This window comes from Paenibacillus hunanensis, assembly GCF_014645615.1.
In the GTDB taxonomy this organism is placed as follows: Bacteria; Bacillota; Bacilli; order Paenibacillales; family Paenibacillaceae; genus Saccharibacillus; species Saccharibacillus hunanensis.
Map to the genome: position 1 here is coordinate 75,340 of NZ_BMMB01000006.1, position 18,362 is coordinate 93,701.

The 18,362-nt window shown below is 47.0% G+C and carries 13 protein-coding genes; 12 read left to right on the top strand and 1 reads right to left on the bottom strand.

Features of this window, described 5'->3' with window-relative positions:
- Positions 1-142: 142 nt before the first annotated feature.
- The 4 genes from IEX62_RS13940 (at position 143) to IEX62_RS13955 (ending at position 4,506) form a co-directional block, all read left to right on the top strand.
- On the top strand, positions 143-961 hold the full coding sequence (locus tag IEX62_RS13940; RefSeq protein ID WP_188776151.1) for an alpha/beta fold hydrolase: 819 nt from the start codon (positions 143-145) through the stop codon (positions 959-961).
- A 168-nt stretch (positions 962-1,129) separates the two neighbouring features.
- Positions 1,130-1,873 carry an NAD-dependent protein deacylase gene (locus IEX62_RS13945; RefSeq protein WP_188776152.1) on the top strand — a complete coding sequence of 248 codons (744 nt, stop codon included), beginning with the start codon at positions 1,130-1,132 and terminating at the stop codon, positions 1,871-1,873.
- A gap of 189 nt (positions 1,874-2,062) precedes the next feature.
- On the top strand, positions 2,063-3,070 hold the full coding sequence (gene mgrA / locus IEX62_RS13950; protein ID WP_188776153.1) for an L-glyceraldehyde 3-phosphate reductase: 1,008 nt from the start codon (positions 2,063-2,065) through the stop codon (positions 3,068-3,070).
- A gap of 365 nt (positions 3,071-3,435) precedes the next feature.
- Positions 3,436-4,506, top strand: coding sequence for an ankyrin repeat domain-containing protein (locus IEX62_RS13955; protein WP_188776154.1), 1,071 nt, complete (start codon positions 3,436-3,438; stop codon positions 4,504-4,506).
- Positions 4,507-4,627: 121 nt separating this feature from the next.
- Here the strand turns inward: IEX62_RS13955 and IEX62_RS13960 are convergent, their stop codons facing one another.
- Complete coding sequence (locus IEX62_RS13960) at positions 4,628-5,497, bottom strand: AraC family transcriptional regulator (protein WP_188776155.1); 870 nt, start codon at positions 5,495-5,497, stop codon at positions 4,628-4,630.
- Between the two features lie 220 nt (positions 5,498-5,717).
- Here IEX62_RS13960 and IEX62_RS13965 point away from each other — a divergent pair, with 220 nt between their 5' ends.
- From IEX62_RS13965 to ptsG, 8 genes are all read left to right on the top strand, one after another.
- On the top strand, positions 5,718-6,887 hold the full coding sequence (locus IEX62_RS13965; RefSeq protein ID WP_188776156.1) for a galactokinase: 1,170 nt from the start codon (positions 5,718-5,720) through the stop codon (positions 6,885-6,887).
- A 189-nt stretch (positions 6,888-7,076) separates the two neighbouring features.
- Positions 7,077-8,069 carry a UDP-glucose 4-epimerase GalE gene (galE, locus tag IEX62_RS13970; RefSeq protein ID WP_188776157.1) on the top strand — a complete coding sequence of 331 codons (993 nt, stop codon included), beginning with the start codon at positions 7,077-7,079 and terminating at the stop codon, positions 8,067-8,069.
- On the top strand, positions 8,062-9,672 hold the full coding sequence (locus tag IEX62_RS13975) for a UDP-glucose--hexose-1-phosphate uridylyltransferase (RefSeq protein ID WP_188776158.1): 1,611 nt from the start codon (positions 8,062-8,064) through the stop codon (positions 9,670-9,672). The genes galE and IEX62_RS13975 overlap by 8 nt, the downstream gene beginning before the upstream one ends.
- Positions 9,673-10,510: 838 nt before the next feature.
- A complete protein-coding gene (locus IEX62_RS13980; RefSeq protein ID WP_188776159.1) occupies positions 10,511-11,677 on the top strand; it encodes an iron-containing alcohol dehydrogenase in 1,167 nt (388 codons plus the stop codon).
- A gap of 671 nt (positions 11,678-12,348) precedes the next feature.
- The gene (locus tag IEX62_RS13985) at positions 12,349-12,903 is read left to right on the top strand and encodes an NfeD family membrane protein (protein WP_188776160.1); all 555 of its coding nucleotides are present in this window, start codon (positions 12,349-12,351) and stop codon (positions 12,901-12,903) included.
- A 199-nt stretch (positions 12,904-13,102) separates the two neighbouring features.
- Positions 13,103-14,758, top strand: coding sequence for a flotillin lipid rafts scaffold protein FloT (gene floT / locus IEX62_RS13990; protein WP_188776161.1), 1,656 nt, complete (start codon positions 13,103-13,105; stop codon positions 14,756-14,758).
- A 356-nt stretch (positions 14,759-15,114) separates the two neighbouring features.
- Complete coding sequence (glcT, locus tag IEX62_RS13995) at positions 15,115-15,957, top strand: glucose PTS transporter transcription antiterminator GlcT (RefSeq protein ID WP_188776162.1); 843 nt, start codon at positions 15,115-15,117, stop codon at positions 15,955-15,957.
- 297 nt (positions 15,958-16,254) lie between these two features.
- Positions 16,255-18,309 (top strand): glucose-specific PTS transporter subunit IIBC, encoded by a 2,055-nt coding sequence (gene ptsG / locus IEX62_RS14000; protein WP_188776163.1) that lies wholly within the window; start codon positions 16,255-16,257, stop codon positions 18,307-18,309.
- The last annotated feature ends 53 nt before the right edge of the window (positions 18,310-18,362 follow it).

An 18,362-nucleotide genomic window follows, 5' to 3' on the forward strand; every position in this document is an offset into this window, starting at 1 on the left:
CAACATGAAGTATAGACGGGAAGCGTCAGGCCTTGTGCTTGGTCTGTCAGTTGAGGCAATCACTGATCAGATCAGGTGCAGCACGTGGACAACGTGATCCTATACGGACATCATGCCTGATTGCTGATGGAAGGAGATAAGGATGTTTAGACGGAAAACAAGTGGTTTTGGAAGCTATGGAGGTACCCGGCGTAAAAGTCGTGCGCGCACCATCGGCAAAATATTGCTGGTTATTTTAATTCTGCTCGTTATTGCTACGGGTGCAGCGGCGTGGTATGTACTCACACCATATGGCCCAACACCACAGGCAGAGCAGGCGATAACGACGCCAGCTGAAGGCGTAACTGTAAAAAATACCGACCAATGGATCGAATTTGCTCCAGCGAAGTCGTCCAAGGTAGGAATTATCTTTTACCAGGGTGCACGGGTGAAGCCAGAGGCATATAGCTTGCTGGCGCAAAGTCTAGCCAAAGCCGGTCATCCCGTATATATTGTGAAAATGCCATTTAACTTCGCTTTCTTCAAGCCCGATGCGGCACAGGCGATACTGGATAATCATCCTGATCAGAAGTTTATTATCGGTGGTCATTCACTGGGCGGCGTATTTGCTGCACGTTATGCGGCAGAGCATATTGATCGTATGGCAGGGGTGTTTTTCCTGGCTTCCTATCCAGATTCTAAAGGAAGTCTTGGTAACAGCGGACTGCCTGTAATGTCGATTAGTGCATCCAATGATGGTGTGTTGCAGCGCGATAAATATGAAGCTGCACGCACAATGCTGCCAGCCGATACGGTCTATTATAGTATCAAGGGCGGCGATCATGCCCAATTTGGTAGCTATGGTGAGCAAAAGGGCGACAAGCCTGCTCAGATTACCGAGCAGGAGCAGCGCAATCAGATGGTCAATGCACTCGTAAGCTGGATGAAGGACATTCCAGCAACTTCGCAAAAGTCCAAGTAAGATTCAAGTAACAATGATATGCATGTAGAATAAGTATTGGATAGAAGCAGCGTTTCGTGCCATTTCAGGCGCACAGGGAACGCTGCTTTTTATCGATAAAAGGGTAATAATAACGAGGATAGATGCCAATCGTGCATCTTTAGAATAAAGTTATAGGAGGCGAAGCTAATGGACAAGGTAGATCAACTGGCTGGATGGATCGAGCAGTCACAGCGCATCGTATTTTTTGGCGGTGCAGGCACATCGACGGAGAGCGGAATTCCTGATTTTCGTTCAGCACAGGGGCTGTATAGTGAGAGCGGGCAGCGTGGCTATTCGCCAGAAGAGATGCTCAGTCATCGTTTTTTCCAGCGCGAGCCAGAGCTGTTTTATGAATTTTATCGTACACGTCTGCTTCATCCGGATGCACAGCCGAATTCGGTGCATCACCTGCTTGCCGAGCTGGAGCATGAGGGCAAGCTAAGTGCGATTATCACTCAAAATATCGATGGTCTTCATCAGAAGGCAGGCAGTCGGCATGTGTTAGAGCTACATGGCTCGGTGCATCGTAATTATTGCATTAGCTGTGGGCACACCTATTCTCTGGACGATGTGCTCGCTCAGGAAGGGATTCCGCGTTGTCCGGTTGATCATGGCATTATTCGACCGGATGTAGTGTTATATGGAGAATCGCTGGATTCCGATGTAATCGGCAATACGGTTGCTGCATTGGGTGAAGCGGATCTGCTTATTATTGGGGGTACCTCGCTGACTGTTTATCCAGCAGCCAGCTTTATTCAATATTTCCGGGGAAATTATACGGTGCTGATGAATGCTTCAGCCACCGCGCATGATCGTCATGCCGATCTGATTATTACAGAGCCGATTGGACAGATTATGGAGCAGATTCGCCAGCGGCGGTATTCCAGATAAAAGAATATCGATAGAGATTGTTGCAGTGGAAGCGAGACTATTGCATGGTATAAAGTCTGCTGCTATCAATACGGCAAACAATAGCTATACATCAACAGCTGCAAATTCATTTGCATAATGATAACGCTTCCGTTATGATTTGTGTGGAAATGGGCATTGATTTTATTTACCAGAAGGGTTGGGATCATTGTGGTCTATGTAGCTTCAGAACAACGCTATGACAATATGAAGTATAACCGTACCGGACGCTCGGGCTTAAAGCTACCAGCGATTTCACTCGGTTTATGGCATAATTTTGGCGGTGTACATACGCTTGAAAATTCTCGTGATATGCTAACACGCGCTTTCGATCTTGGCATTACACATTTCGATCTGGCGAATAACTATGGCCCACCAGCAGGCTCGGCTGAGGAGACATTTGGACAAGTGCTGCGTCAGGATATGGCTCCTTATCGCGATGAGATGGTCATCTCTACGAAAGCTGGTTATTATATGTGGCCAGGCCCGTATGGTGAATGGGGCTCCCGCAAATATCTCGTATCCAGCCTTGATCAAAGTCTGAAGCGTATGGGTCTGGATTATGTGGACATTTTCTATTCTCACCGCTTCGATCCAGATACACCGCTGGAGGAAACGATGATGGCGCTGGATCATATCGTGCGCTCCGGTAAAGCGCTATATGTGGGTATTTCTAGCTATTCTGCTGAACAGACACGCGAAGCGGCTCGTATTCTAAAAGAGCTCGGCACGCCGCTGACGATTCACCAGCCGCGTTATTCGATGTTGGATCGCTGGATTGAAAACGGCTTGCAGGATGAGCTGGACGTAGTTGGCGCAGGCAGTATCGCATTTTGCCCATTGGAGCAGGGCGTGCTGACAAGCAAATACTTGAATGGCGTACCCGAAGATTCCCGTGCTGCTAGCGGATCGCAATTTCTCGGTAAGGATCAGATCACACCGGAGACAGTACGTAAAGTGCGTGCACTGAATCAGGTCGCTGCTACTCGTGGTCAAAGTCTGGCGCAAATGGCGCTGGCATGGGTACTGCGTCATGGCAAAGTCACCTCTGCGCTTATCGGTGCCAGCCGTGTATCTCAGATCGAGGAAAATATCGCTGCACTGGATAATCTGGAATTCTCTGCGGAGGAATTGCAGCGCATTGAGACGATTTTGAAGTCAGCTCCAGAGCAAGCGTAACTAGCAGACAGGTAAATAATGAGTGCTAGCTGATTGATAAGAACAGGCTTGGCTAGCATTAAACATTCAACGTTCTAAATAAATACAGGCAGTCATGTTGAATGGCTGGTTTGATGCCTGTGGCATGTGCACATTCAGCAGAAATACATTCCGGGATGAAGCTTCAAGGGGAATACTCTGCTTCTATTCTAACGAATACCGTCGGTATCTATACACGCTTTAATAGCGATCCAATAGCCATAGTTGTAGTGCCGCCAGATCAGGCACACAGCAACTATGGCTATTTTGCATATAGATTGTATTTTTCGCTAAAAACAAAGACAATAAAAAGAAGTCAAAGCGTAAACGAGAAGGAGGAAACGGATATGTATACGATCAAAGATAAAGGCAAATTCCATACTTTGCCTGAGCTAGCATTATGGATCTATGAGGGACAGGTACAAAAGCTGCGGGAGGCATGGGCAGCAGGCAGGTATACCGAACTGAATCAACCATTGTCCTTAAGCAAAAACATCAAGCTTACTCCACTGCAACTTGCATTGATCATGGGGAAAAGCTCCATTGTGGAAGCCCTGCTGGAGCGAGAAGTTGAACTGAATGATCCGCAATATCCGGCTATGCTCACGGCTGTGCGTTATGCTAACGAAACCGATATACGCAAACTGTATGCAGCAGGAGCTAAGCTGGAATTAATGAGTCGTTTGAACAATAATGCTTATGATGAAGCCTATTACGGGAACAAAAAGAATATTCCGCTTCTGCATGAGCTTGGTCTGGATATTCGTCAGCATGCCGGGGCGATCCTGCGCAAAGCGGTGAGCCAGCATGATCTGCGAATGATCGAATATTTAGTAGAGCAAGGGGTAGACATTAACTATAATAAGCCGGACTCCATTTTCCCCTATCGCGCCACTCCATTAACGGTAGCGGTACGGAATGGCTACGATAAGATCGCACGCTACCTGATTGAACAGGGCGCTGATCTGACAATCTGTGAAGATAATGGAGATCGTGCGTATACGATTGCGGTTAGTGAGAAGCATACCGAACTGGCTGCTTATATCCAGAGTCTGGAGCCGCCAGCCTTTCATGATCGTAGTAATAAGCTGCATGCGTTACGAGCGTACAAGCTTCCAGCAGCGCTTGTAGAGAGACTTAGCGGTGATCCATTGACGTTAACGCTACCAGAAAATGAGCTGGGCATCGGTTACATTGAATTTTTCACGCTAACCGATACGATCGAAATGAGGCTCGGGCGTACACGTTTGTTACGTTTATCCGCTACAATAGACAACTATAGTGGGCTACACATCGTCTGGCATCCAGGCTCACGCAAGATCGGCTGCTATGATGAGGAGCATAAAGGGTATCATTCGCTGGCAAGCTGGAATGACTTTATCGCCCATCCATTAGCATCGCTTGACCGTGTATTTTAAGCTTACGTTCTGGCTATACTTGAGCAGAAGCCGTTCAGTTACTGGTAGGACTATCTCCTCTAGTTTTACTATCTAGCTTTACTGCCTAGCTTTACTATCGTGCGAACGATCGACTTTGCAACTAGCCCGGGCGCTGAATCGATGCTCGATACTGACTCGGTGACACACTATAAAAACGTCGAAACTGCTTGGAAAAGTACAGTGCATCCGTCAATCCTACCGAAGCAGCGATCTGCTGTGTGGATAGCTCTGGACGCTCACGCAGTAGCTGACGCGCTTTGTCGATACGTAGCTTGAGCAAATATGTTACTGGCGTCATCCCTGTTTCTTTTTTGAAAATGCGCGACATATACGCACGGTTATATCCGATGCTACTGCACATATCCTCGATGGAGACAGGATGGGCATACTGGCTCGACATGTAATGGATCATCTGCTTGACGGTTCGACGCGTAATTGATTCTGCACCCGGTAACGCCTCCTGCTGAGTCAATTGCTCGCTCGCCTCGGCCATAATTAGATGCAGATAACCGAGTGCGCCCAGATCGGAGCTATCCTTTTGTGTGTAAAAGGCTTGCAGCATCGCGCTCAGGTGATTGCCGATCTGGTTAGTAATATCAGTCTGCTGACTGGCGCGTGCTACAGGAGCATCTGCACAAAACCCTGTCTGACGTACTAGCTCGGCTGCCTGCTCACCAGCAAAAGCAACCCAGTGATAATGCCACGGCTGCTGCTGATCCGATACATAGCTAACCAGCTGCCCCGGATGAATGAGGAAGGAGTCTCCACTACTAAGCTTGTATGTGCGATTCTCTGTGATGAACTGTCCACGTCCTTCTGTTACATAATGATACAGATAGTAGTCATAGATTTTGGGACCGAGTCGGTGAGCTGGTGCTGTCTGGCTTTCGCCTGTGAACAGCACGTAGAGAGAGCCGGAATCATGAAAAACAGGATTCGGTGCGACCTGATAAAACTTGTCTTGCAGCATGGTAATCCCCTTTCCGCATATTTTACATAGACGCGTAGCTCTGTTCATATGCTCGTCATATAGACCTGTTATCATTATACAATTCCGAAGTCACATTTATCCATATAAACAGCACATCTGTTCATTACGCGAGGTAGCGGTTTCAGGCTATACTGATATCAGAAACAAGCACAGCTAGAGTGCAATCGATGAATTTGGATAGATAAGGTGGAATTGACTCATGAATCAGGAACAGATGAAACAGGCATTTACAGATAAATATGGTGCAGGTAGCGCGATCCGCGTATTCCATGCTCCAGGGCGCGTCAATCTGATCGGCGAGCATATTGATTACAATGGTGGCTACGTGCTGCCTGCCGCTTTAGAATTCGGTACAGCGCTGGCAGTTCGTGCCAATACGGACGGCATGATCCGACTCGCCTCGGTCAATTTTCCAGAGCTGGAAGGTGAATTTGAAGTCGATTCCATCGGCAGTGACCACACTGGAGAATGGATGGATTATCCACTCGGCGTAATGACCGTATTGAAGCAAAAGGGCACGCTGCTCAGCAGTGGCTATGACCTGTTGTTCTTTGGTAACATCCCGAATGGCTCTGGTCTTTCCTCCTCGGCTTCTATCGAGGTAGTTACGGGCTATGCGATGCTGAGCATGGAGCAAGGTCACATTGATACTGTTGAGATCGCTGTTCTTTCCCAAAAAGCGGAAAATGAATTTGTCGGTGTCAATTGCGGAATTATGGATCAATTTGCAGTGGCTAACGGCTTGAAGGATCATGCGATTCTGCTTATGTGCGATACGCTTGAATACAAGCATGTGCCTTTTCGTACCGGACAATATCGCATCGTGATCGGTAACACGAACAAGCGTCGTGGTCTTGTAGATTCCAAGTACAATGAGCGTCGTTCCCAGTGTGAAGCCGCATTAAGCGCACTACAGCCACATGTCGAGAATCTGAATTATCTGGCACAATTAACACCTCAGCAGTTCGATCTGCTGCAAGTACAGATTGAAGATGCGATTGTACGTGATCGTGCTCGCCACGTTGTGGAGGAAAATGCACGTGTGCTGGCGTCTACACAGGCATTGCAGGAGGATGATCTACAGCGCTTCGGTGAACTTATGAATGCTTCACATGAATCGCTACGCGACCTGTACGAAGTGAGCTGCGAGGAGCTGGATGTGATGGTTGAGGAAGCACGCCGCATCTCCGGTACGATCGGCTCGCGTATGACAGGCGCAGGCTTTGGTGGCTGTACCGTATCACTCGTACATGAGGATTCGGTAGAGACATTCCTGCAAGAAGTGGGAGCTGCATATGAAGAACGGACTGGCTTGAAGGCAGATTTCTACGTCTGCTCGGCTGGAGATGGCGTTACAGAATGGAAGTAATGCGTCCTCTATAGAGCGGGATAGACTGGGTTACACATAGGAGCGCATCGGCTGGATTACCGATGTGAGGAGAGAACAGAGCGGATTACAGGTATACTGAATATACGGTATGCCTGAACATATACAGATACAATACAGAGAATGGTACAACGCGATTTCACACTACACATTGATCAGGAGGAATAAACAATGGCTATTTTGGTAACAGGTGGAGCAGGGTATATCGGATCACATACGGTAGCAGAGCTACTGGATCGTGGTGAAGAGGTTGTCGTTATTGATAACCTGCTGACAGGGCACCGTGAAGCTGTACTGGGCGGTACTTTTTATGAAGGCGATCTGCGCGATAAGGCGCTACTGGAACGTATTTTCACAGAAAATAAAATTACAGCGGTGATCCACTTTGCAGCAAGCTCGCTTGTAGGCGAGAGCATGCAGAACCCTGCCAAATATTATGATAACAACGTGTATGGAGCGATGTGTCTGCTTGAGGAAATGCACAAAGCTGGCGTGAAAAACATCGTATTCTCCTCCACAGCAGCAACCTATGGCGAACCGGACAAGGTACCAATTGAAGAAACGGATCGTACGGAGCCAGCTAACGTTTATGGCGAAACAAAGCTTGTGATGGAGCGCATGATGTCCTGGTTTGATAAAGCACACGGTATCCGTTATGTGGCTCTGCGCTATTTCAACGCAGCAGGCGCACATGCAAGCGGCAAAATCGGTGAAGATCATCGTCCAGAATCCCATCTGGTACCGCTCGTCTTGCAAACGGCACTTGGGCAGCGTGCTCATATCTCCGTCTTCGGTGATGACTATCCAACTGAGGATGGCACCTGCGTACGTGACTACATTCATGTTAGCGATCTGGCAGATGCTCACCTGAAAGCAGTAGAGTACCTTGCTGGTGGCGGCGAAAGCAGCGCCTTTAACCTCGGTAATGGTCAGGGCTTCTCGGTTAAACAGGTAATCGAAACTGCGAAAAAAGTAACCGGACGCGAAATTCCTACCGTATTCGAGCCACGTCGTAGCGGCGACCCGGCTGTACTGATCGCTTCCTCTGCAAAAGCACGCTCTGTACTGGGCTGGACACCAAAGCATGATAGTCTTGAAAATATTATCGCCAGCGCATGGCAATGGCACGAATCCAAACCACAAGGATATGGTAACCATGAATAATACAGAACGTACGAACGAACAAAATCAGACACTGCTAGCGATTGATGAACTTGTCAAATTCGCTTTTGATAAGCAGATGATCAAGGTTGCAGACCTCGATTATGCGCGCAATATGCTACTAAGCAAATTCCGCTTTGATGAGCCATACGACGCTAACGTACCGCTGCTGGCAAGTGTGGATCAGGGCGAGCCTGCTGATTCTCCGCAGCCGATGATCGATACCATTCTCGATTATGCGTACAGCATCGGCATGCTGCCAGAAAATACCGATACGTACCGTGACCTGATGGATGCTGAGATTATGGGTCTACTGATGGCGCGTCCATCCGAAGTGACCGCAGATTTCTTCGATACACTAGATCGGGAAGGTATCGAATCGGCAACCGATCAATTTTATCAGCTGTCGATCAATTCCAATTACATCCGTATGGATCGTATCGCGAAAAATGTATATTGGAAGCAACCAAGCAGCTACGGCGATCTGGAAATGACGATCAACCTATCCAAGCCAGAGAAAACGTCAGCTGAAATCGCGCAGGCAAAGCTGTTGCCACCGCCATCGTATCCGAAGTGTCTGTTATGCCGCGAAAATGTAGGCTATGCCGGTCGTATCAATCACCCAGCGCGTCAAAATCTTCGCGTGGTGCCACTTATGCTGAGTGGAGAAGCGTGGTTCCTGCAATATTCGCCGTATGTGTACTATAACGAGCACTGCATCGTGTTCCATCATGACCACGTGCCGATGCAGCTCACCAAGCAGACACTGCGTCGTTTACTTGATTTTGTTGGCGAATTCCCGCATTACTTCCTGGGCTCGAATGCCGATCTGCCTATCGTAGGTGGCTCGATCCTGACACATGATCATTTCCAGGGTGGACGTCATACCTTCCCGATTGAAAAAGCAGCGGTAGAGCAGACGTATCGTCACGAGACACGCGAAGATATTACGCTGGAGCTGGTCAATTGGCCAATGTCCGTAATTCGTCTGCGTGCCTTCAACGATACCTTACTGCTGGAAGCAGCTAACGATATCTACGAGGCATGGAAAGTGTATAGCGATGACGAAGTGGACATTCTAGCATCTACACCAGATGCAGACGGCAACCCGGTACGACACAATACCGTAACCCCAATCGTACGCCGTCGTGGTGAGCAATACGAGATGGATCTGGTATTGCGCAACAATCGTACCAATGAGCAGCACCCGGATGGCATTTTCCATCCACATCGTGAAATGCATCATATCAAGCGCGAAAATATCGGTCTGATCGAAGTCATGGGTCTAGCTATTCTGCCCGGTCGCTTAAAAGACGAGCTGGATCAGATCGGCTCGATTCTGACAGGCAATACCGCGCTGCTGGACGAGCTGCGCAGCACAGCCGACCACAAGCTAGCACATCATCTGGAATGGGCAGAGCAAATGGTCACCCAGTACGGTACAGAGCTGGAGCAAGAAGCGGCTACCCTGACCGTACAAGACGAAGTCGGCCGCAAATTCGCCGAAATTCTGGAACACGCTGGCGTCTATAAAAAAGACGAAACAGGCCGCGCCGCTTTCCAACGCTTCTTAGAAAGCACCGGTTACCAGCTCAACCCTAAATAAGCTCTATCCAAGCCATTCAACAAAGTAATATCATTAAACAAAGCCACCGAACACATTCAACCAATCAATCAAGCAACCAACGAACCAAACAACCAAACAGATGAACCAACCCACGCAACAAACACAAAAAGCCAAACTACGGTCCCCCAACATAACCGTAGCATGGCTTTTTGTGCTATTCACCTCCACTCCAATCATCAAATCACACCAACCCGATTTGAAATCTGAATATAAGTTTATTAAAATATAATTGCCTAAAATTATTTTATTGTAACCCAACCCATTCTCAAAATCATAATATATGTTGGTTCCAGGTGATAAGCATCTACAATAGCTACAGGTATAAGGATACGGACAAGATAGAAGTAATAAAGCAACTAATTTCACTACTTTTACTAATCTCTGTTCTTACTAGTCGCTTCCTACTGCTCTCTCCTTTTACCGCTGCATTTATTCATCTGCTCCACATCAATTACGAATGTTGCAAGCATCACGGAACGAAGGAAAGGAAATAAGGGAAAAGGACGGCTTACCGTGTTAGTGCTTTCCTAACACGAGGTCCAATGAAGAGTGATTTTTGCGAAAGCAAAATATCTTACCCTTTCCGAGGGGCGGGAATCTACATTCATTCCTAATTCAGTAGATTCCCGCGGCTCCACCCGAGTCCGTTCCCTTATTCCTTTCCGAAGTGGTATACGCACAATCACCTAATGATTCAAGCACACGCCCCGATAGATGCAGCCCCCCCAACACATTTTGATTTTGCCAGCTTACAGTATATAATTGTAAAGGGCTAAGAAACAGTAACTAACTTATCGCTCAAGGAGGCTTTTTCAAGATGAAATCTTTTGAATTCTATAACCCAACTCGCCTGATCTTTGGTAAAGGCCAATTGGAAACATTAAAACGTGAAGTACCTAAATACGGCAAAAACGTGCTGCTCGTATACGGCGGCGGAAGCATCAAGCGCTCCGGTCTGTATGATGAAGTGATTGCCAAGCTGAATGAAGCGGGCGCAACAGTAACCGAGCTGGCAGGCGTAGAGCCTAACCCTCGTCTGACCACTGTACACAAGGGTGTTGAGCTGTGCAAAACGAACCATATCGACCTCGTGCTTGCTGTAGGTGGCGGTAGTGTAATTGACTGCGCTAAAGCGATCATCGTCGGTGCAAAATATGATGGAGACGTATGGGAGATCATTGAGCGCAAAGCAGCTGCAACTGGCGCATTGCCACTAGGTGTAGTACTGACTATGGCAGCAACTGGCTCTGAAATGAACTCCGGTTCCGTTATTACCAACATGGACACACAGGAAAAATTGGGCTGGGGCAGCGCATACTCATTCCCATCGTTCTCCATTTTGGACCCAGAATTCACATATTCCCTGCCAAAAGACCAGACGGTATACGGCATCGTAGATATGATGTCTCACGTACTGGAAACTTATTTCCATCCAGAAGAAAATACACCGGTTCAGGACGGTTCCTGTGAGTCCGTGCTTCGCGCTGTCATCGAAGCCGCTCCAGGTCTGATCAATGATCTGGAAAACTTTGAGCTGCGTTCTACGATCATGTACTCCGGTACAATGGCGCTGAACGGCGTATTGAGCATGGGCGTAACGGGTGACTGGGCGACACACAATATCGAGCATGCGGTATCCGCTGTTTATGATATTCCGCACGGCGGCGGTCTGGCGATCCTGTTCCCGAACTGGATGCAATACAATCTGAAAGTAAATCCTGCACGTTTTGCGAAGCTGGCGGTAAACGTATTCCACGTTGACCCAGCAGGCAAATCCGATGAGCAGGTAGGCGAAGAAGGTATCCAGGCATTGCGCGATTTCTGGACATCGATCGGTGCGCCTAGCCGCCTGGCAGATTACGAAATCGACGATAGCCAGATCGACCTGATGGTTGAAAAAACACTCAAATTCGGCCCATCCTTCGGTAACTTTGCGAAGCTGAAAGCGGACGATGTACGCGAAATCTACCGTATGTCTCTGTAAGTTATCGATTCAATATGGATTGAATCGTAGTAGCTTTTGCAATAGAGCATGAGCCGTTGAACAGGCTTAACTTATGCAATGAAAACAATAAGATAGAATGAGAAGCGATCTGTCCTTTATTTCATATGGGGCAGATCGCTTTTTTGTGTCAGGTATTTTAAAAATAGGTTTATTTTCAACATCGAATCTTTTATTGAACTTTTCATGTAGAGCCGATACTGTATGCAGTACATCAGACGATAATAAAATTTTGCTTAGTAACTTTGCTTAGTAACCTGTTCTCATTTCAGCGAATTTTTCTCATTATAAAGCTAATTGTTCCTATAATGATTTACTTTCTATGGCAGGCAGATGCTCCTGCGTAGCTTCGCTAAACGTTATCATACTTTGTGAACCTCCAATCTTAAAATTCGTTCATCAATATAATGATTCATTTCTTGAAAAGTAACTCTCCTGATTACACAGATCCTAATCCTCTATTCCCCTCAATAATCGTCCTTATTTTATATAAATTTGGATAAATTTATATAAATATGAAACCAATATCCTTTGCATACGTAATTATAGGTATATCGCCATTTTCTATGTCTGTGGTCGATATGAAAAAGCGCTACTTGCTACTTATTCATTTCTCCACAGCGTTAGAAATCGAGAGAAAGGAGTACACCGTTATGGAAACGCTATATTGGACGTGTCTGATTATTGGAGCGGTCTATGCGTTGTTCAGTCTTGTCTTTGGTGACTGGCTAGGAGACGTGCTAGGTGGCTTGGAGCTACCAGGTGTAGATTTTCTCAAGCCGATTGTATTAGCCGGGACAGTGACGGTTTTTGGCGGGGCAGGCATCATTTTGGACAAATACACAACATTGTCCACATCGCTTGTGCTGGTCTTATCGCTTGCAGCGGGAATACTGGGTGCGTTGCTCGTATTTTTTGCTTATATCAAGCCGATGGAGCACAGCGAAGTATCGACAGGCTATTCAATCCGTGAGCTGGTTGGCAAAATTGGAGAAATCACCATTCCCGTTCCAGAGACTGGTTATGGCGAAGTGATGGTTCGTTTATCTGGAGGCAATGTCGTGCATATTGCTTCTAGCTTTGATCATTGCTCCATTGCTGTGGGTTCACGCGTGGTCATTATCGAGGAACAGGAAGGAATACTGGCAGTAGCAGAATTTGAAAAGCAGGATGTATTGTCCTCCTTATCCCATTCTTCGCTACGCTAATATGACCAGCAGATTGAAAGGTTGCAGTCACTACCGTAAGGAGGTAGCTGCGCCAATAGAACGGCTTTAACGTTACATTAGAAAGATGATATACATAGCCGTTCATAATCCCTGTCTGTCTTTGTCCCAACAAAGTAAGCGGTATGGCGATATCCGGCAGGTATGCCGAACTACAAATAAGCCAAAAGGGGAGAATGCGATGCCATTTGTAAATGAAGTTGTACTGATCGTAGCAGTCGTTGTTATTGTACTGGTGGTGCTCGGGATTACGTTCTGGGCGCGCTACAAAACGGTGAGCACAGATGAAGCAATGGTCGTTACCGGTTCATTTTTAGGAAGTAAAAACATTTCTGACGATGGTTCTGGACGCAAGATTAAGATTGTACGTGGTGGCGGTGCATTTATATGGCCGATCTTTCAAAAGGCAGAGTTCCTGTCCTTACTGTCGCACAAGCTCGATGTGACCACACCTGAGGTGTATACCGAGCAGGGTGTGCCTGTTATGGCAGACGGGGTAGCGATTATCAAAATCGGTAGCTCGGTTGAAGATGTAGCTACAGCTGCTGAGCAGTTTATGGGTAAACCGATCCAAGCGCTGCAAAGTGAAGCACAGGAAGTGCTGGAGGGTCATCTGCGTTCGATTATGGGCTCGATGACGGTAGAGGAAGTGTATCGTAATCGGGATCGTTTTGCACAGGAGGTACAGAGCGTCGCAGCGCGTGATCTCAAGAAAATGGGCTTACAAATTGTCTCCTTTACGATCAAGGATGTACGTGATAAGCATGGTTATCTGGAAGCGCTCGGTAAGCCGCGTATCGCAATGGTGAAGCGAGATGCCGAGATTGCCGAAGCGGAAGCGGTACGTGACTCTCGTATTCAAAAAGCACAGGCAGAGCAGGAAGGACAGAAGGCAGAGCTTCTACGCGATACGAATATCGCGGAGGCAGAGAAGGAAAAAGAACTCAAAATTGCTGCCTTCAAAAAAGACCAGGATACCGCTCGTGCCGAAGCGGATCAGGCTTACCATATTCAAGAAGCTAAAGCAAAGCAGATTATGATGGAAGAGCAAATGAAGATCGAGCTTGTTCGCAAAGAGCGTGAGATCGATCTGAAGGAACGCGAAATCACCGTAAGCGAGAAGCAGTACGACGCACAGGTGAAAAAGAAAGCCGAAGCGGATCGCTTTGCGGTCGAGCAAGCCGCCGAAGCCGAAAAGTCGCGTAAAATGCGTGAAGCTGAAGCACGCAAATATTCGATCGAAACCGAAGCAAAGGCATCTGCTGAGCAGCAGCGTCTTGCCGGTCTGGCGGTTGCCGAGGTCGAGCGTGCACAGGGTACAGCCGAAGCGGATGTGATCCGTCTGCGTGGTCTTGCCGAAGCCGAAGCGAAGCAAAAGCTGGCTGAAGCATTTGAAAATTACGGTCAGGCAGCAATTCTCGATATTATCTCCAAGATGCTCCCAGAGCTGGCAGGCAAAATCGCAAGCCCACTGAGCAGCATTGATAAGCTAACCGTTGTCGATACGGGGAAAGGTGAAGGCGGCGGTGCTGCACGAGTGAGCAGCTACGTGACCGAGCTGATGGCAACTGCTCCTGAAATGCTAAAAAGTGTCTCCGGTCTGGATCTGGAATCGATGATCAAAAATTTCACCGGACAACCAACCGAGCCGAGCACACCAGCTGCCAGTCGCAATAAAAGTAAAGTAGACGCTCGCCCGGCTACAGCAGTGGATGTGCTTGACGCTTTGACCATTGAGCCTGTTGCGGTGGTAACGCCATCCGAAGCTCCGCGCAGCGTGCAGCAGCCTGTAGCTCAGCAAGATACGATAGAAGAACGTGAAGAAAGTAAGGCTTAATGCTGGAAAAAGTCATGCACAATAAGAAATTGAAGCTTCAATCGATACACAACATGCATGCTTCCAATTCATACGTTACATGCATGAACTCGATGGGTTTAGTATAAGAAAGCCAAACGCAATCAGTAGCTGGATCGATATCGAATCTCTTCCCATATAAAATAGAGATGGCATTAGCTTTTGTTAAATAGATGAAATTGCAAAGCTTCACGTATCCTAAAAGGGCGGTAAAGTCGCATCAAAAAAGGCTTTGCCGCCTCTTTGCGTTGCCGCACTGCCGGGCGTTTCGTATTGACGTAGCAGTGATTTTTTGATAACTTATTCGGGATAAGGCGATAGTAAAAAGGGGTGCAACTGTGAGCAGCCTACAGGTAGCTAAAGTGCTGAATAATAACGTAATTATTGCAGATCATCCCCAGTATGAAGAAGTCGTGGTGATCGGTAAGGGAATCGGTTTTAACCGCAAGGCGAGCGATCAGATTCCGCTGGATGTCGTCGAGAAAATGTTTATTTTGACCAATCAACAGGAGCAGGAGCAGTATAAGCAGCTGGCGACACAGATTGACGAGCGAATCATCGAAGTGATCAATGAGATCATTCATTATATTAATAAAGAAAGCAAAACACCGCTGAATGAGCATATTCACATCGCATTAACCGATCATATTGCATTTGCGATCAAGCGTGCCGAGCAGGGGATGACCGTGCAAAATCCATTTCTGTATGAGACACGTGAAATGTATCCAGCAGAATATAGACTGGCTGAGCATGCGCTGGATATTATTAATAAGCGTCTGGGGATCAGTCTGGAAGAGGATGAGATCGGCTTTGTGGCTCTGCATATTTATAGTGCGCTGACAGATCAGCATATTACGGAGATCAAGTCGCATTCGCGGCTTATTGCCGATATGATCAAGGTGGTTGAGGATTCTTTGCATCTGAAAATTGCCGGAGACAGTCTGGACTATTCACGTCTGCTGACGCATCTCCGCTTTGCGATCGAGCGTATTCGGCGTGGAGAGAAGGTAGCAGCCACTCATCGACTGGAGGAAATGCTCAAGTCGGAATATCCGGAAGTGTATTCGCTCGCATGGAAGCTGACCAAGATGATGGAGAAGCGTCTACGTCGCCCGGTCTATGCGGCTGAGGTTAGTTATTTGACAATGCATTTACAGCGTTTCGTCGAAAAAAACGAATAGTTCTTGTAACTTTTTTAATGAAAAGGCTTGCAAGTTGGAAATGTCAATGTTATAATTCAGAACGTAATCAACAAATGAATAACGGATATAACGTGTTACTGATTCGATCAGGCATGAGTTTACAAAGTATCTGAAATGCAAGACTGCATATGCAAGGACAGGTCTATCCTGAATCCCAACATACAGCTTGAATTTACAGGTGCATTGTTTGCTCATGTCTTTTTTGCGTGGTCTCCTTTATTCGTGTTGTTGAGCGTCGCATACTATATTTTACTATCTAGAGGGGAAGTGGCTGTATTGTTTAAACGTCTGTTTGGCGTTTTGCAAAAAGTAGGTAGAGCACTGATGTTGCCAGTCGCAATTCTGCCTGCAGCAGGTTTGCTGCTCGGTATCGGTAATCTACTGGTTAATCCAGACTTTTTGCAGTATATACCTGCACTGAAAGCACCGTGGATTCAACTGGTTTCCAGTATTATGATGAACTCCGGTCAAATTGTATTTGATAACCTATCCTTACTGTTTGCTGTCGGGGTTGCTGTTGGTTTAGCAGGAGGAGAAGGTGTTGCTGGTCTTGCAGCAATTATCGGTTATCTTGTTATGAACGTAACAATGGGTACTGCTAAAGGCATCACTTCTGAAATGGTAGGTAAAGGTGATTATTCCGTTGCGTCTGTACTGGGTATCCCAACACTACAAACTGGTGTATTTGGTGGTATTATCGTCGGCGTTTTAGCGGCATCTATGTATAAGAGATTTTTCAAAATCGAGTTGCCTTCGTACTTGGGTTTCTTCGCTGGTAAACGTTTTGTGCCTATCATGACGGCATTGACATCCTTACTTCTAGGTGTGGTTATGATTTTTGTATGGCCACCGATTCAAGGTTTACTGAATAATATTTCTCACAACATGGTAGATTCTAATCCGACTTTGTCGGCATTTATTTTCGGTGTTATCGAACGTTCTCTTATTCCATTCGGTCTGCACCATATCTTTTATTCTCCATTCTGGTTCGAGTTTGGTCAGTATACAGACAAAGCAGGTCAGATTATTCATGGGGATCAAAAAATCTTCTTTGCACAGCTACGTGATGGCGTTCAGTTTACAGCTGGTACATTCATGACTGGTAAGTTCCCGTTCATGATGTTCGGTTTACCTGCTGCGGCACTCGCGATTTATCACGAAGCAAAACCTGAAAACAAAAAAGTAGTTGCTGGTATCATGGCTTCTGCGGCACTGACATCGTTCCTGACAGGTATTACAGAGCCACTGGAATTCTCGTTCCTGTTCGTAGCTCCAGTTCTGTTCGGTATTCACGCTATCTTTGCAGGTCTGTCCTTCATGACTATGCAATTGCTGGGCGTTAAAATTGGTATGACATTCTCTGGTGGTCTGATTGACTTTATTCTGTTTGGCGTATTGCCAAACCGCACAGCATGGTGGGATGTCATCATTGTTGGTTTGATTCTGGCTGTTATTTACTACTTCGGTTTCCGCTTTGCGATCCGTACTTTCAAACTGAAAACACCAGGGCGCGAAGATGCAGTTGCTGCAACGGATACTAATGGCGGCGGTTCCGCTTCTCAAGATGAGCTGCCAGGTAAAATTCTGGACGCATTCGGCGGTCAGCAAAACATTTCCAGTCTGGATGCTTGTATTACGCGTCTGCGTATTCAAGTAAAAGAACCAAAAGAAGTAGATAAAGCACAATTGAAAGCACTGGGCGCTTCCGGTGTACTGGAAGTGGGTAATAATATCCAGGCGATCTTCGGAACACGTTCCGATACAATCAAATCGCAGATGCAGGATATCATTGCAGGACGTACACCACGACCTACACCTCCAAGTGTGGACAATGAGCCTGTGAAGGCGACTGCTGAGGGACAGGTAAACTTACTGGCAGAAGAAATGATCGTAGCTCCAGCTGAAGGCGAGCTGCTGAACATTTCCGAAGTTCCAGACCCTGTATTCTCGCAAAAGATGACAGGTGACGGCTTCGCCATCCTGCCATCGAACGGTACGATCGCTTCTCCAGTTAACGGTAAAGTATTCAACGTATTCCCAAGTAAGCATGCGATCGGCATTATGTCTGAAGCAGGCAAAGAAATCCTGGTACACGTTGGTGTGAATACCGTTAAGCTGAAAGGACAGGGCTTCAACGTACTCGTTGCCGAAGGTGACGATGTTATGGCTGGACAGCCAATCCTTGAAGTGGATCTGGAGTATGTAAAAGCAAATGCTCCATCGATCATCACACCGATCATCTTCTCCAACCTGCCAGAAGGCGCAGCGGTAACGCTGAAAAAATCCGGCACTGTAAAAGCTGGAGAAGGCGACATTATCTCCATTAAGTAATGATCGATATCGAATCAGGCAACAGAGCCTGACACCGTTCTTTGAGCGGTGCA